The sequence below is a fragment of the Methylobacterium gregans genome (assembly GCF_022179245.1).
GTDB lineage: Bacteria > Pseudomonadota > Alphaproteobacteria > Rhizobiales > Beijerinckiaceae > Methylobacterium > Methylobacterium gregans.
Genome location: NZ_BPQM01000007.1, coordinates 1 through 13,359 on the forward strand (window position 1 = coordinate 1; position 13,359 = coordinate 13,359).

At 72.1% G+C, this 13,359-nt stretch carries 12 protein-coding genes and 1 pseudogene; 8 read left to right on the top strand and 5 right to left on the bottom strand.

Features of this window, described 5'->3' with window-relative positions:
* Positions 1-138 precede the first annotated feature (138 nt).
* Both MFF54_RS01615 and MFF54_RS01620 read right to left on the bottom strand, forming a co-directional pair.
* Positions 139-369 (bottom strand): annotated as a pseudogene (locus tag MFF54_RS01615) (EcsC family protein); the annotation flags it as partial.
* 101 nt (positions 370-470) lie between these two features.
* Complete coding sequence (locus MFF54_RS01620) at positions 471-1,829, bottom strand: AmpG family muropeptide MFS transporter (protein WP_238300766.1); 1,359 nt, start codon at positions 1,827-1,829, stop codon at positions 471-473.
* A 253-nt stretch (positions 1,830-2,082) separates the two neighbouring features.
* Here MFF54_RS01620 and MFF54_RS01625 point away from each other — a divergent pair, with 253 nt between their 5' ends.
* Both MFF54_RS01625 and MFF54_RS01630 read left to right on the top strand, forming a co-directional pair.
* Positions 2,083-3,168 carry a PAS domain-containing protein gene (locus tag MFF54_RS01625; protein ID WP_283206239.1) on the top strand — a complete coding sequence of 362 codons (1,086 nt, stop codon included), beginning with the start codon at positions 2,083-2,085 and terminating at the stop codon, positions 3,166-3,168.
* Between the two features lie 64 nt (positions 3,169-3,232).
* Entirely contained in the window at positions 3,233-3,685 is a 453-nt protein-coding gene (locus tag MFF54_RS01630; protein WP_238300768.1) for a response regulator, read from the top strand.
* A gap of 63 nt (positions 3,686-3,748) precedes the next feature.
* Here the strand turns inward: MFF54_RS01630 and mutS are convergent, their stop codons facing one another.
* Positions 3,749-6,478 (bottom strand): DNA mismatch repair protein MutS, encoded by a 2,730-nt coding sequence (mutS, locus tag MFF54_RS01635; RefSeq protein ID WP_370880254.1) that lies wholly within the window; start codon positions 6,476-6,478, stop codon positions 3,749-3,751.
* A gap of 135 nt (positions 6,479-6,613) precedes the next feature.
* Complete coding sequence (locus MFF54_RS01640) at positions 6,614-6,898, bottom strand: hypothetical protein (protein ID WP_238300770.1); 285 nt, start codon at positions 6,896-6,898, stop codon at positions 6,614-6,616.
* Between the two features lie 257 nt (positions 6,899-7,155).
* Between MFF54_RS01640 and hrpB the strand changes: the two genes are divergently transcribed.
* The 6 genes from hrpB to MFF54_RS01670 are packed head-to-tail and all read left to right on the top strand — an operon-like array spanning position 7,156 to position 12,840.
* On the top strand, positions 7,156-9,615 hold the full coding sequence (gene hrpB / locus MFF54_RS01645) for an ATP-dependent helicase HrpB (protein ID WP_238300772.1): 2,460 nt from the start codon (positions 7,156-7,158) through the stop codon (positions 9,613-9,615).
* A 27-nt stretch (positions 9,616-9,642) separates the two neighbouring features.
* Positions 9,643-10,062 carry a PaaI family thioesterase gene (locus MFF54_RS01650; RefSeq protein WP_238300774.1) on the top strand — a complete coding sequence of 140 codons (420 nt, stop codon included), beginning with the start codon at positions 9,643-9,645 and terminating at the stop codon, positions 10,060-10,062.
* Between the two features lie 18 nt (positions 10,063-10,080).
* Positions 10,081-10,695: a DUF1285 domain-containing protein gene (locus tag MFF54_RS01655; protein WP_238300775.1), complete on the top strand. Its 615-nt coding sequence runs from the start codon at positions 10,081-10,083 to the stop codon at positions 10,693-10,695.
* On the top strand, positions 10,692-11,324 hold the full coding sequence (locus MFF54_RS01660; protein ID WP_238300776.1) for a CoA pyrophosphatase: 633 nt from the start codon (positions 10,692-10,694) through the stop codon (positions 11,322-11,324). Before MFF54_RS01655 ends, MFF54_RS01660 begins: the two co-directional genes overlap by 4 nt.
* A 32-nt stretch (positions 11,325-11,356) precedes the next feature.
* Positions 11,357-11,614: a DUF6111 family protein gene (locus MFF54_RS01665; protein WP_238300777.1), complete on the top strand. Its 258-nt coding sequence runs from the start codon at positions 11,357-11,359 to the stop codon at positions 11,612-11,614.
* Complete coding sequence (locus MFF54_RS01670) at positions 11,614-12,840, top strand: CCA tRNA nucleotidyltransferase (RefSeq protein ID WP_238300778.1); 1,227 nt, start codon at positions 11,614-11,616, stop codon at positions 12,838-12,840. The genes MFF54_RS01665 and MFF54_RS01670 overlap by 1 nt, the downstream gene beginning before the upstream one ends.
* Before the next feature lie 85 nt (positions 12,841-12,925).
* Here MFF54_RS01670 and MFF54_RS01675 read toward each other — a convergent pair whose 3' ends face one another.
* Positions 12,926-13,327 carry a F0F1 ATP synthase subunit epsilon gene (locus MFF54_RS01675; RefSeq protein ID WP_238300779.1) on the bottom strand — a complete coding sequence of 134 codons (402 nt, stop codon included), beginning with the start codon at positions 13,325-13,327 and terminating at the stop codon, positions 12,926-12,928.
* Between the last annotated feature and the right edge of the window lie 32 nt (positions 13,328-13,359).

Below are 13,359 nucleotides of genomic sequence, written 5' to 3' on the forward strand. Positions count from 1 at the left end.
CGCCAAGGCGTGAGCGGCCCGATCGCGGAACCAAGCCGGAGGCGCGGCGCTTGCTCTGGGCTACGCGTATGCGGCGGCTCTGGCGCCGTCGCTGTGAGATCTGGGGACAGGACCGTGAGCGACCTCATTCTCGCCGCCCCGCATCGCCGCCTCGGTGCTGCGCCCGACGACTTCTGTGACGGGAGCGGGCAGCGAGCGGCCGATCATCTCGAGCGGGGCGCCGGCCGCCGCCGAGAGCCGGGCGGCGAGGCCCGGCTGCTCCAGCGCCCGCACGGCCCGGCGGAGCGCTGCCAGATCCTCCGGGCTGAGGTCGCGGCCCGCCGCAATCGTGGCCGGTGCGGTCTCGTCGGCGAGAATGAGGTCGCTCACGGTCCTGTCCCCAGATCTCACAGCGACGGCGCCAGAGCCGCCGCATACGCGTAGCCCAGAGCAAGCGCCGCGCCTCCGGCTTGGTTCCGCGATCGGGCCGCTCACGCCTTGGCGACGACCGCCTCGTCCTCCGGCACCGGTACGGGCTCCGGCTCCGCCGCGCCCTCCTTCAGCGCGATCAGGGCGAGGCAGAGCAGCGCCACCGGGATGCCGATGCCGGCCGATGCCGCGAAGAAGACCGGGTAGCCCATCGCGTCGACCATGAAGCCCGAGAAGCCACCCACGAACTTGCCGGGCAGTGCGTAGAGAGAGGAGAGCAGCGCGTACTGCGTCGCCACGAAGGCCGGCGAGGCGAGGCTCGACATGTAGGCGATGAGTGCGGTGCCCGCGAAGTTGCCCGCGAAATTGTCGATCGAGATGCTCAGCACGAACAGCATCGTGTCGTGGCCCGAGACCGCGAGCCAGGAGAACATCAGGTTCGAGGCCGCCGCCACGATGCCGCCGAACAGAAGCGAGGCCTGCAGCCCGAAGCGGATCACCGCCCAGCCGCCGGCGAGCGCTCCCACCACGCCGACGATCACCCCGTAGACCTTCGTGACGTTGGCGATCTCGGTCAGCGTGAAGCCCTGCTCGATATAGAAGGGCTGAGCCATCACGCCCGAGATGATGTCGGGCAGGCGGTAGAGCATGATCAGCGCCAGGATCAGCACCAGCCGCGCTCCCTTGCGGCGGACGAGGTCGGAGAAGGGGTCGACCACGGCGACCCGCAGCGTCGTCCCGAACGAGCGGCGCTCGCCCTCGACGGTCACCGGATCCTGGCGCGGGGCCAGGAAGGCCGCTGTCAGCCCGATCAGCATCAGTCCCGCCATCGCCCCGTAGGCGAGGCTCCAGCTCGCGCCCTGCGCGATGTAGAGGGCGCCCGCTCCCGCGAAGGCTCGGGCGATGGCGTAACCGAGCTGATAGGCGGCCAGCATCACGCCCTGCCGCTCGGTCGGCGCGGCGTCGATGCGCCAGGAATCGACCACGATGTCCTGCGTCGCCGAAGCAAAGGCGGTCACGAGGGCGCAGATCACCATGAAGCTGAGCGAGGCTGCCGGATCGCCCTGGCTCATGCCGAGAAGACCGATCGCCACCGCCACCTGCGAGAGCACCATCCAGGAGCGCCGCCGCCCGAGCCGGCGGGAGAGAAACGGCAGGTCGGCCCGGTCGATCACCGGGGCCCAGAGGAATTTGAGCGAGTAGGCGAAGGAGACGTAGGAGAGCAGCCCGATGCTGGTGCGCTGGATTCCGGCTGTGGCGAGCCAAGCCGACAGCGTGGAGAAGACCAGCAGGATCGGCAGGCCGCAGGCGAAACCCAGCGCCAGCATCAGGGCGATGCGTGCATCGTCCAGCACATCGCGCAGGCGCAGGCGCGGCTTGCCGGTCCTGGGTTCGCGCGCGGCCTTCATTCCTGTGCGCATCGCCGTTCCGCCTGACATGGAATGGAACTCCTCACAGTCATGTGCCTTGTCCCGCAGAACCGTGGCCGACCTGCGAGAGCGGGTGAAATCCGTGTCGCCGGCCGACTCGATCGACATGACGGGGAAATCATGCTCGACCTTTCGTTAACGGCTTTGCCGAAAACTGGTCCTTGAGATGCACGGCCGGGGGGACGATCGCTTCCGCTTGACGGAAGCGCGCGCGGCCGCGACGGGCGTCACGGACGGTTGCAGCATGACGCACGAGAGCGCCTATCCACCCGCGGTCGCTCCGGCGACGTTCGCGCTCGCCTTCGATGCAAGCCCGACGCCGATGATCGTGACGGACGCGCGCGCTCAGGATAACCCGATCCTCTGGGTCAACAGCGCCTTTCTGGCCCTGACGGGGTACACGCGCGAGGAGCTGATCGGCCGCAACTGCCGCCTGCTGCAGGGCCCGGAGACGGATCAGCAGGAGGTCGCGCGCATGCGCGCCGCGATCGCTGTCGGCGAGCCGGTCGCCCTCGAGGTGCTCAACTACCGCAAGGACGGCACGCCCTTCTGGAACGGCATGACGATCAGCCCTATCCGCGACGCGGTCGGCCGGATCGCATACTTCTTCGCAGCCCAGGCCGACATGACCGACAAGCGCCGCGCCGAATCGGCGATGCGCGGCACAAACGACGAGCTGGAGCGGCAGGTCGGCGAGCGGACGGCGGATCTCGAGCACGCCCTGGCCCAGAAGACCGCGCTGCTGCACGAGGTCGACCACCGGGTGAAGAACAACCTCCAGGTGATCTCCTCGCTCATGCTGCTGAAGGCCCGCCGGACACCGGAGGGCGAGGCCCGCGAAGCCCTGCAGAACATGGCCGAGCGGATCGGCGCCCTCTCGACGGCGCACCGGATGCTCTACTCGGATGGCGATGTCGCCCACTTCAACCTCAGCGACTTCACCAGCGACTTCCTGTCCGATCTCGAAGCCGGGCTCGACCCGGAGCGGACGCGGATCGAGGCACGGGTCGAGCCGATCGCCGTGGCGGCCGCAATGGCCGCGCCGCTTTCCCTGATGATCCACGAGCTTACCACGAACGCGGTGCGCCACGCCTTTCCGGATGGGCGGAGCGGGCGTCTCACCCTCGACGGTCACCGGGAGGGGGACACGCTGGTCCTGGTGATCGCAGATGATGGAGTCGGGCTCGCTGCCGCGCCCTCGAACCCGGCGGGCTTCGGTCGCACGCTCGTTGACATGGTAGTGCGTCAACTGCGCGGGTCGATCGTCTGGGCCGAGGGCGTGCCCGGTACCCGTGTGGAGATCCGGGTTCCGCTACAGGCGGTTGCTTGAGATGCGGCGGATCTTCGCGCAGGTTGGCGGACCCTTCGACCGAGCAGGAGGCGAGCGAGGTTCCATGACGGCTGACGCTGCGCCATCAGGCCACCCTCTCCGCATCCTCGTCGTCGAGGACGAAGCGCTGATCGCGCTCGAACTCGAGTGTCTGCTTGACGATCTCGGTCACATCACGGTCGGTGTCGCCTGCAACTCGAGCGAGGCCATCGCGGTCGGCCGCGCCACCGCACCGGACGTGGCACTCGTCGACATTCATCTGGTCGATGGGCCGACCGGGGTCGAGGTGGCCCGGGCGCTTGCCGCCGATCCGCGTACCACGGTCGTGTTCATGACGGCCAACGCCAAGCGCATCCCGGACGATTTCGCGGGAGCGTTCGGGGTGATCGCCAAGCCCTATTCCGAGCGCGTGGTGGCGAGCACGCTGGCCTATGTGGCCGGATGCCGTGCGGGTCGGCCCCAGGCTCACTGCCCCGACGGCTTCAGTCCCTCCCCGGCTTGCGCGGCCGCGCGCTGAGCGGCGCGCTGACCGGCGCTGCCGCACGCTCGGTGCGGTCGCGCGGGTCCAGGTGAGGCTGTCTCAGCCCTCGGTGCGAGCGCGCTTCAGCCGATAGAGCGCGTCGAGGGCCTCGCGCGGAGTAAGCGCGTCCGGATCGATCGCGTCGAGGAGTAGACCCAACGCGTCGTCCGCGGCGGGTTCGGGCTCGGGCGGCGGGGGCGGCGGAGCGAGGTTGGCGAAGAGCGGCAGATCGTCGATCCGGGGGCGGCCCGGCCGCTCGCGCTCGGCCTTCTCCAGGCCCTTGAGGATCGCGCCGGCCCGCGCCACCACGGCTGCCGGGAGCCCCGCGAGGCGTGCGACCTGCAGGCCGTAGCTGCGCTCGGCCACGCCCGGCACCACCTCGTGCAGAAACACGACCTCGCCCCGGTGTTCGGCCACCTTGAGGGTCGCGTTGTCGAGCCGGGCGAGCCGCTGGCCGAGCGCGGTCAGCTCATGGAAATGCGTGGCGAAGAGCGCCCGGCAGGCATTCGTCTCGTGCAGGTGTTCCAGGCAGGCCCAGGCGATCGAGAGCCCATCGAAGGTCGCGGTGCCGCGCCCGATCTCGTCGAGAATCACCAGCGAGCGCCGCGTCGCCTGGTTCAGGATGGCGGCGGTCTCGACCATCTCGACCATGAAGGTCGAGTGGCCGCGCGCCAAGTCGTCGGCCGCGCCGACGCGGGAGAACAGCCGGTCGACCCGGCCGATATGGGCCTCGGCCGCCGGCACGAAGCTGCCGATCTGCGCGAGCACCGCGATGAGTGCGTTCTGGCGCAGGAAGGTCGACTTGCCGCCCATGTTGGGGCCGGTGATCAGGCGGATCCGCCCACGTGTGTCGCCCGAGAGGTCGCAATCGTTGGCGATGAAGGCCTCGCCCGCCCGCCGCAACGCGGCCTCGACCACCGGGTGGCGCCCCGCCCTCACGACGAAGCTCAGGGAATCGTCCACGACCGGGCGCCGCCAGTCGCGCTCGATCGCGAGCTCCGCGTGGCTCGCCGCCACGTCGAGCCGGGCGAGCGCCTCCGCGGTCTCGGCGACGGCCTCGCCCTGCGTCAGCACGCGGCCCGCCAGCTCCTCGAACACCGCGCTCTCCAGTGCCAGCACCCGGTCGGAGGCGCCGGAGATCTTCGATTCGAGTTCGCCGAGCTCGACGCTGGTGAAGCGCATCGCGTCCACCATGGTCTGGCGGTGCACGAAGTCCTGCATCAGTCCCTTGAGGCAGGCCTCACCGATCGATTGCGGCACCTCGATGAAGTAGCCGAGCATGTTGTTGTGCTTGATCCGCAGCGTCCGGCAGCCCGTCTCCTCGGCGTAGCGGGCCTGCAGCGCGGCGATGACCTTGCGCGAATCCTGGCCGAGCGCCCGCGCCTCGTCGATCTCCGGGTGGTAGCCGGCGCGCACGAAATTGCCGTCGCGGCGGTTGAGCGGCAGCTCGTCCGCGAGCGCGGCCCGCAGGGTCTCGACGAGGTCCGCGTCGATCCGGGCGAGCCGCCGCCCGAGCCGCGCCAGGGCGTCGGGTAGATCGGGCTCCGCCGCGAGTCGGGCGCCGAGCGCGGCGGCGACATCGAGCCCGTCGCGGATCGCCGCGAGGTCGCGGGGACCGGCCCGGCCGAGGCCGGTGCGTGATAGGGCACGGGCGATGTCGGGCGCGCGGGCGAGCGTGTCGCGCAAGGCCCCACGCAGAGCCGGCTCGTCGGCGAGGCGGGCGACAGCCTCCTGCCGGCGCGCGATGGCCGCGAGATCGGTGAGCGGTCCCGCGAGATGCTCGGCGAGCAGCCGCGCGCCGTTCGCCGTCACGGTGCGGTCGATGGCGTCGAGCAGGCTGCCCTGGCGCTCGCCGGAGAGCGTGCGGGTCAGCTCAAGATTGGCCCGCGTCGCCGCGTCGATGCTCAGCGTCGCCCCATCGGCCTCGCGGGTCGGTACCTGGAGGGGCGGACGCGCCGCGAGTTGGGTCCGGGCGATATAGAGGAGCACGGCGCCGGCCGCCGCGATCTCGGCCCGGCTGAACTGGCCGAAGCCTTCCAGCGTCGAGACGCCGTACTGCTCGCGGATGCGCCGCTCGGCCGCCGCCGGTTCCAGCTCGCCCTGCGGCAGCGGAACGACGGCCGCGCGAGTCTCCTGCCAGATGCGCGCGAGGGCCGGATCGGCATGAAGCGCTTCCGACAGCACGATCTCCCGCGGGTCGTGCCGGCTGATCGCGCCGGAGAGCTCCTGGCCCGTCACCTCGCTCAAGGAAAAACGGCCGGTGGAGATGTCGACAGCCGCAAGCCCGTAGGCGTGGGCGGTCTCCGAGAGCTTGCGCCGCCCGATGGCGAGCAGGAGGTTCGCCCGGGCCGGGTCGAGGAGCCGATCCTCCGTGATGGTGCCGGGCGTGACCAGCCGCACCACCTCGCGCCGCACCACCGATTTCGGGCCCCGGCGCTTGGCCTCGGCCGGATCCTCCGTCTGCTCGCAGACCGCGACGCGGTGGCCGAGCGCGATGAGGCGGCTGAGATAGTCGTCGGCCCGCTCCACCGGCACGCCGCACATCGGGATGTCGGCGCCGCCGTGCTTGCCCCGCTTCGTCAGCACGATGCCGAGTGCCCGCGAGGCCGTCTCCGCATCGGCGAAGAACAGCTCGTAGAAGTCGCCCATCCGGTAGAACAGCAGGCAGTCGGGATTGGCGGCCTTGATCTCGATGTACTGCGCCATCATCGGCGTGGCGCCGGAGACGTCCGGTGCGGGCGCCGCCTCCGGGGTGCTGGCGATCTTTCGGGCGGCGGTGCTGCGGACCATGCCCCGTTCTACCAGAGCCGGGCGGTCGAATCAGGCGCGGGTCGCCGCATCCCTGGGGAGAAGCGCGGCCAGAAAAACGGAAAGGGGCCGCCGCTCGCGCGACAGCCCCGGGCCTCTCGCAGGAGGAGCTTCGGATCAGTAGCGCGGACCGCCCGTGGTGTTGCCGAGCTGCTGCTTGTAGCCGGGGCGCTCCGGGTTGCGGGCGTTCGGGTTGCCGTACCGCATGGTGTTCATGCGGCGCGCGCGGCGCTCGGCCCGGGTCGAGTGGTGGCGGTAGCGATGATGGCGGTACGCGACCGTGTCGACGCTGTCGGAAGCGGTGACGCCCGCCGGAACCGAGAGCGGGGCCGCCGAGGCGGGCAGCGAGGCCAGGCCGCCGAGCAGAAGGCCGGTCGCCAGGGTCAGGGCAATGCGCGTCATGTTCGTCTCCACGTCGCGCAGGCTGCGCGCGTCGAGCCGTCAAGCCGTTCCTATCGTTGCGGTTCCCGGCCGATACGGAAAAATTCCTCGCTTCCGAAGGCCGTCTGCCCGGAAGATTATCGGGTTCTGAACGTGTGCGATCGAATCTCGAGCTATGTCTTGGCCGAGTCCTAACCGTGTCTCGGCTGCTGGACAGTGGATCGTCTCTGGGCTGCCGCGGATTGCCTTGCCGCAGCGGGCACGCCATCACCGCGACGATGCCAGCAGCCGTCCCGCCCGTCCTGCCGATCGACGCCGTCCTGCCGCGCCTGCGCGACGCGCTGACGACGCGCACCGGTATCGTTCTCGTCGCCCCGCCCGGCGCCGGCAAGACCACCCGCGTGCCGCTCGACCTGCTCGACGCGCCCTGGCTCGGCGACCGGCGCATCGTGCTCTTGGAGCCGCGCCGCCTGGCCGCACGCGCGGCCGCCGAGCGCATGGCCACGACGCTCGGCGAGCGCGTCGGCGACACGGTGGGCCTGCGCGTCCGCCTCGGCTCGAAGATCTCCGCCCGCACCCGGATCGAGGTGGTGACCGAGGGGGTGTTCACCCGGATGATCCTCGACGACCCGGAACTTGCGCGGGTCGGCGCGGTGCTGTTCGACGAGTTCCACGAGCGCTCCCTCGATGCCGACCTCGGCCTCGCCCTCGCCCTCGACGCCCAGGGGGCGCTGCGTGAGGATCTCCGGGTGCTGGTGATGTCGGCGACTCTCGACGGGGCGCGGGTGGCGCGCCTCCTCGGCGACGCGCCGGTGATCGAATCCGAGGGCCGCGCCTATCCGATCGAGACCCGCTACGTCGAGCGCGACCCGAACCAGCGCGTCGAGGCGGCGATGACCGATCTGATCCTGCGGGCGCTGCGGGCCGATCCCGGCTCGGTGCTCGCCTTCCTGCCCGGGCAGGCGGAGATCCGGCGCGTGGCAGAGGCGCTGGAAGGCCGCGTCGGGCCGGAGGTCGATGTGGCGCCGCTCTACGGGGCGTTGACGCCGGCCGAGCAGGATCGCGCCGTCTCGCCCGCCCCATCGGGTCGCCGCAAGGTGGTGCTGGCCACCTCCATCGCCGAGACCTCGCTGACCATCGAGGGCGTGCGCATCGTGGTCGATTCCGGGCTCGCCCGGGTGCCGCATTACGAGCCGGGCCTCGGGCTGACCCGCCTCGTCACCGCGCGGGCCTCGCGCGCCTCCGTCGACCAGCGCCGGGGCCGCGCCGGCCGCACGGAGCCGGGCGTGTGCTGGCGGCTCTGGTCCGAGGCCGCGACCGGCGCGCTCGATCCGTTCGGCCGTCCCGAGATCCTGGCCGCGGATCTGGCCGGCCTCGTGCTCGACTGCGCCGCCTGGGGCGTGACCGATCCGACCGCCCTCGCCTTCCTCGACACGCCGCCCGCACCCGCGCTTCGCGAGGCGCGCGCGATGCTCCTCGACCTCGACGCCCTCGACGCCGACGGACGCCTCACCGGGGCCGGACGGGCGCTGCGCGCCCTGCCTCTGCCGCCGCGCCTTGCCCGGATGGTGGTGAGCGCGGCCGAGCGGGGACAGGCGGGCACTGCCGCGGATCTCGCCGCGGTGCTGGTCGAGCGAGGCCTCGGCGGCGACGCGGTCGATCTTGCCGAGCGGCTCGATCGCTTCCGCCGCGACCGCGGGCAGCGCGCCGCCGACATGCGCCGGCTCAGCGCCGGCTGGGCGAAGCTCGCGGGCGGGACCGCCTCCGCCGAACATGCCGATTCGGGCTCTCTCCTCGTGCTCGCCTATCCGGATCGGGTCGCGAAGGGACGCGGGCGCGACGGCGAGTTCGTGATGGCGAACGGCCGGGCCGGACGCCTCGACCCCGCCGCGGCGCTCGCGCGTGAGCCGTTCATCGTCGTCGCCGACCTCGCTGGCGCTGCCGGCAACGCCCGCATTCTCGCCGCCGCCGCCATCGCCCCGGAGGCGATCGAGACGGCGTTCGCCGGGCGCATCGAGGCCGTGACGCAGGTCAGCTTCGACCCGCAGGCCCGCGCCCTTCGCGCCCGCGCGCTGCGCCGGCTCGGAGCCGTGACGCTCGGCGAGCGCACTTTGCCGGTACCGGGCGATCGCGAGGCCGCCATCATCCTGGCCCGCGGCGTCTGCGGGCTCGGCCTCGACCGCCTGCCGTGGACACCGGCCCTGCGGCAATGGCTCGCCCGCGCCCGCTTCCTCCGCGCGGCGGAGGGCGAGCCCTGGCCGGACCTCTCCGACGCGGTGCTCGCCGATACGGCGGTCGATTGGCTCGCTCCGGAGATCGTCGGACGAACGAGCCTCGACGCGATCACGGCGGACGATCTCGCGCGCGCGCTCCACGGCCTGCTCGACTGGTCCCTGCGCGCCCGCATGGAGAACGCGGCTCCGACGCATGTCGAGGTCCCGACGGGCTCCCGCATCCCGGTCGATTACGAGGCGGAGGGCGGCCCGGTGCTCGCTGTCCGCGTGCAGGAGCTGTTCGGCCTCGACCGGCACCCCGCCGCGGGCGGGCGGCCCCTGGTGCTCCACCTGCTCTCGCCGGCCCAGCGTCCGATCCAGATCACCCGCGACCTGCCGGGTTTCTGGCGCGGCTCCTGGGCTTCCGTCCGCACCGAGATGCGCGGGCGCTACCCGCGCCACCCCTGGCCGGACGATCCCCTCGCGGAGGCGCCGACCCGGCGCGCGAAGCCGCGCGGGACATGAGGCGTCCCGTAAGGCTAAGGTACCTCCATGACCGATCTAGATGTGCCGCCCGGCTGGGAGCCGATCTGCGATTTCGGCTTCATCGCCCATGTCGGACCGGTCTTCCGCCGCGCGGACGGCGCCTACGCGTTCCGTGCCTCGGAGAAGCACGCCAACCTGATCCGGGTCGTGCATGGCGGCATGCTGATGAGCTTCGCCGACCGGGCGCTCGGCGAGACGGCCATGGCGTCGGCCGACGGCGCCAACTGCGTCACCGTGCAGATGGAGATGCAGTTCCTCGACGCGGCGCGCCTCGGCGACTGGATCGAGGCCCGGCCCGAGGTGCTGCGGCGCACCGGCTCGATGGTCTTCCTGCGCACCGATCTGCTGGTCGGCGCGCGTCGCGTCGCCTACGCCTCCGGCGTCTGGAAGATCCTGCGGCGGCGGCCCGATGCCGAGGGCGCTTGAGCGCGCTATCTGATCCGCATGGCCGCCTCGCCCGACACAGCCCGCGACACGACCCCGGATCCCGCCAGCGACCCGACGCTCGCCCGGCTCGGCGCTGCCCTCGCGGGGCTTCCGCAGCGCGGGCCAGCCCCGGTCCATCTCTGGAATCCACCCTATTGCGGTCCCATCGACATCCGCATCGCCGCGGACGGCACGTGGTTTCATAACGGCAGCCCGATCCGCCGCGAGAAGATGGTCCGGCTCTTCGCCTCCATCCTGCGGGCGGAGCCCGACGGCGCGATCCGGCTCGTGACCCCTGTCGAGAGCGTCGGCATCACGGTCGAGGATGCGCCCTTCTGTGCCGTCGAGATGGCTGTCGACGGCACGGGCGGTGACCGCCGCATCAGCTTTCGCACGAATGTCGACGACCTCGTGGCCGTCGGGCCCGATCACCCGCTGCGCTTCGAGCAGGCTGAGGGCGGGGCCCTCAAGCCGTACCTGCTGGTCCGCGGCGACCTCTGGGCCCTGGTCAGCCGGGCGCTGACCTACGACCTCGTCGAGATGGCCGAGAGCCGCGTCCTCGACGGCCGCCCCTGGCTCGGCCTCGAGGCCGGCGGCGCCTTCCACCGCATCGCGCCGGACGAGGCCGCGTGAGCCTCGACCGCGCCGGCTTCCTCGCCCTCTGCGCCGAGCGTCTGTCCCAGAGCGCGCCGGGCCCCGACGATCCGACCTCCAACCCGCGCGGCGATCACAGCCTCGACCCGGACGGCAGCGCCGTGGTCCCGCCGCCGCCCCACCGCCGCGCCGCCGTGCTGGTGCCCGTCGTGGCCCGCGCCGGGGGCCTGTTCCTCGTCCTCACCCAGCGCGCCGCGCATCTGCGCGACCATTCCGGCCAGATCGCCCTGCCGGGCGGTAAGATCGAGCCCAATGAGACGCCCCACGACGCCGCGCTGCGCGAGGCCTTCGAGGAGATCGGGCTGGCGCCGGAGGCGGTGCGCCCGCTCGGCTATCTCGACCCCTACCTCTCGGGCACCGGCTTCCTCGTCACCCCGGTGATCGGACTGGTCGATCCGGAGGCCGGTCTCCGGCCGAACCCGGAGGAGGTCGCGGACGTTTTCGAGGTGCCGCTCGCCTTCCTGATGGAGGCGGCGCGCTACCAGTTGCGCTCCAAGGAATGGCAGGGGCGCCTCCGGTACTTCTACGCCCTCCCCTTCGGCGAGCGCCTGATCTGGGGCGTCACCGCCGGTATCCTGCACAACTTGCGCGAACGGCTCGCGCGGTAGCAGAGTCCCGATCCTTCGCTGTTCTGACATCCATGCTGCGCCGTCTCATCGAAGAATTCGGGATCTTCCTGATCCCCTTCGCGCTCTTCTGCACCTACCTGCTGGCGACGGGCCGCAACCCGCTGCGCCGGGTGCACTGGGACGGCCAGAGCCTGCGCCTGGCCTTCGCGGGCCTCGCCCTGGTGATCGCCTCCCTGGTCTATACGGGGCTGTTCTCCGCGCGCAGCACCGGCGGCTACGTGCCGGCCCACATGGAGAACGGGCGGCTCGTGCCGGGGCAGTTCCGCTGATGCAGCATCTCGACCGACAGGGTCTCGCGCGTCTGCGCGCCCGGCCGAGCGTGCGCGCCGCGCTCGCCGCCCTGAGTGGCCCGGACGCGGAGACGCGCCTCGTCGGCGGCTGCGTGCGCGACGCGCTGCTGGGCCGCGACGCCGCCGACATCGATCTGGCGACCACCCTCCTGCCCGAGGCCGTGATGGCGCGCGCCCGCGCCGCAGGGCTGAAGGCCGTGCCGACCGGGATCGAGCACGGCACCGTCACGCTGATCGCCGCCGGCGAGCCGATCGAGGTGACGACGCTGCGCGAGGACGTCGAGACCGACGGGCGCCACGCGGTGGTGCGCTTCGGCGGCGACTTCGCGCAGGACGCCGCGCGGCGCGACTTCACCGTCAACGCGCTCTCCCTCGACGCGGAGGGGCGCCTGCACGACACCACGGGCGGCGTCGCGGATCTCGCGGCGGGCCGTGTCCGCTTCATCGGCGATCCGGCGACGCGGATCCGCGAGGACGCGCTGCGCATCCTGCGCTTCTTCCGCTTCCACGCCCGCTTCGGGCACGGCACGCCGGACGCGCCTGCGCTCGCGGCCTGCATCGCGGCGCGCGACAGCCTCGACCGGCTGTCGCGCGAGCGGGTGCGGGCCGAGTTCCTGAAGCTGCTGGCCGCGCCCGGCGCGCCCGCCATGATCGCCGTCTTGAGCGAGACCGGCCTGCTCGCGCGCATCCTCGGCGGCGTCGGCGAGCGCGGCCGCCTGGACCGGTCGCTCGCGGCCGGACGCCCGGCACCGCTCGCCGCGCTGGCGGTGCTGACCCGCGAGGATGCGGAACGGCTGCGCGAGCGTCTGCGCCTGTCGAAGGCCGAGCATCAGGAACTCGACCGCTACGCCGCCGCGCTCGCCGCCGCCCGCAGCCGGGACGCGCTCGCCGAGCCGGAGATCCGGGCACTCGCGGCCGTCTACGGGGTCGATGCCGCCTCAGGTGCGCTCGCGGTGCTGGCGGGCGAGCCGCGCCCCGCCCTCCCCCGGGAGACCGGCGCGATCCTGGCGGCCCTGCGCGACGGGCCGCCCCTCGTCCTGCCGGTCGCCGGTGCCGACCTCGTCGCCCGCGGTCTCGTGCCGGGCCGCGCGGTCGGACAGGCGCTCGCCCGCGCCCGGGTCCGATGGCTCGCGCTGGGCTGTCCGCTCGATCCGGAGAGCCGCGAGGCGCTGATCGCCCACGCCCTCGACGGGACGAGCGCGTAGCCTGGACACGAAAAAGCCCGCCGCGACGGTCTCCGAAGAGTGTCGCGGCGGGCTGTGGAGTCCGGAACCGTCCGGTCCGGCAGGATCAGAGCCGCAGGAGCGCCTTCGTCTCCTGAAGCTGCACGATCTGCGCGTTCAGATCCTGGCGCTTCTGCTGGTCCTCGGTCGCGTCGTGGGCGAGCTGAGCCGCCTCGATGTCGCGATCAATCGACTCAGGCGTCAGCTCCTCGATCGGGGCGGCCCGCTCGGCCAGCACCGTGACGCTGGTCGGGCCGACATCGGCGAAGCCGCCGCGCACGTAGATGCGCTTGCCGTTGCCCTGAGACTCGGTGACGACGATGACGCCGACCCGCAGGGTGGTCAGCACCGGCGCGTGGCCGGGAAGCACCGTCATCTCACCTTCCGAGCCGGGCAGCTGCACCGACTCGACCTCGCCGGAATACAGCGACCGCTCGGGGCCGACGAAATCAAAGTGGAAGGTGGCCATCGCCTGAACTGTTCCCGGATCCGAGAGGCTTG

Excerpts from the sequence above, each read along its gene's own strand:
- MFF54_RS01620 (WP_238300766.1), bottom strand. The coding sequence starts at position 1,829 with ATGCGCACAGGAATGAAGGCCGCGCGCGAACCCAGGACCGGCAAGCCG.
- MFF54_RS01650 (WP_238300774.1), top strand. The coding sequence starts at position 9,643 with ATGACCGATCTAGATGTGCCGCCCGGCTGGGAGCCGATCTGCGATTTC.
- MFF54_RS01655 (WP_238300775.1), top strand. The coding sequence starts at position 10,081 with ATGGCCGCCTCGCCCGACACAGCCCGCGACACGACCCCGGATCCCGCC.
- MFF54_RS01675 (WP_238300779.1), bottom strand. The coding sequence starts at position 13,327 with ATGGCCACCTTCCACTTTGATTTCGTCGGCCCCGAGCGGTCGCTGTAT.
- MFF54_RS01625 (WP_283206239.1), top strand. The coding sequence starts at position 2,083 with ATGACGCACGAGAGCGCCTATCCACCCGCGGTCGCTCCGGCGACGTTC.
- MFF54_RS01670 (WP_238300778.1), top strand. The coding sequence starts at position 11,614 with ATGCAGCATCTCGACCGACAGGGTCTCGCGCGTCTGCGCGCCCGGCCG.
- MFF54_RS01630 (WP_238300768.1), top strand. The coding sequence starts at position 3,233 with ATGACGGCTGACGCTGCGCCATCAGGCCACCCTCTCCGCATCCTCGTC.
- MFF54_RS01665 (WP_238300777.1), top strand. The coding sequence starts at position 11,357 with ATGCTGCGCCGTCTCATCGAAGAATTCGGGATCTTCCTGATCCCCTTC.
- hrpB (WP_238300772.1), top strand. The coding sequence starts at position 7,156 with ATGCCAGCAGCCGTCCCGCCCGTCCTGCCGATCGACGCCGTCCTGCCG.
- MFF54_RS01640 (WP_238300770.1), bottom strand. The coding sequence starts at position 6,898 with ATGACGCGCATTGCCCTGACCCTGGCGACCGGCCTTCTGCTCGGCGGC.
- mutS (WP_370880254.1), bottom strand. The coding sequence starts at position 6,478 with ATGGTCCGCAGCACCGCCGCCCGAAAGATCGCCAGCACCCCGGAGGCG.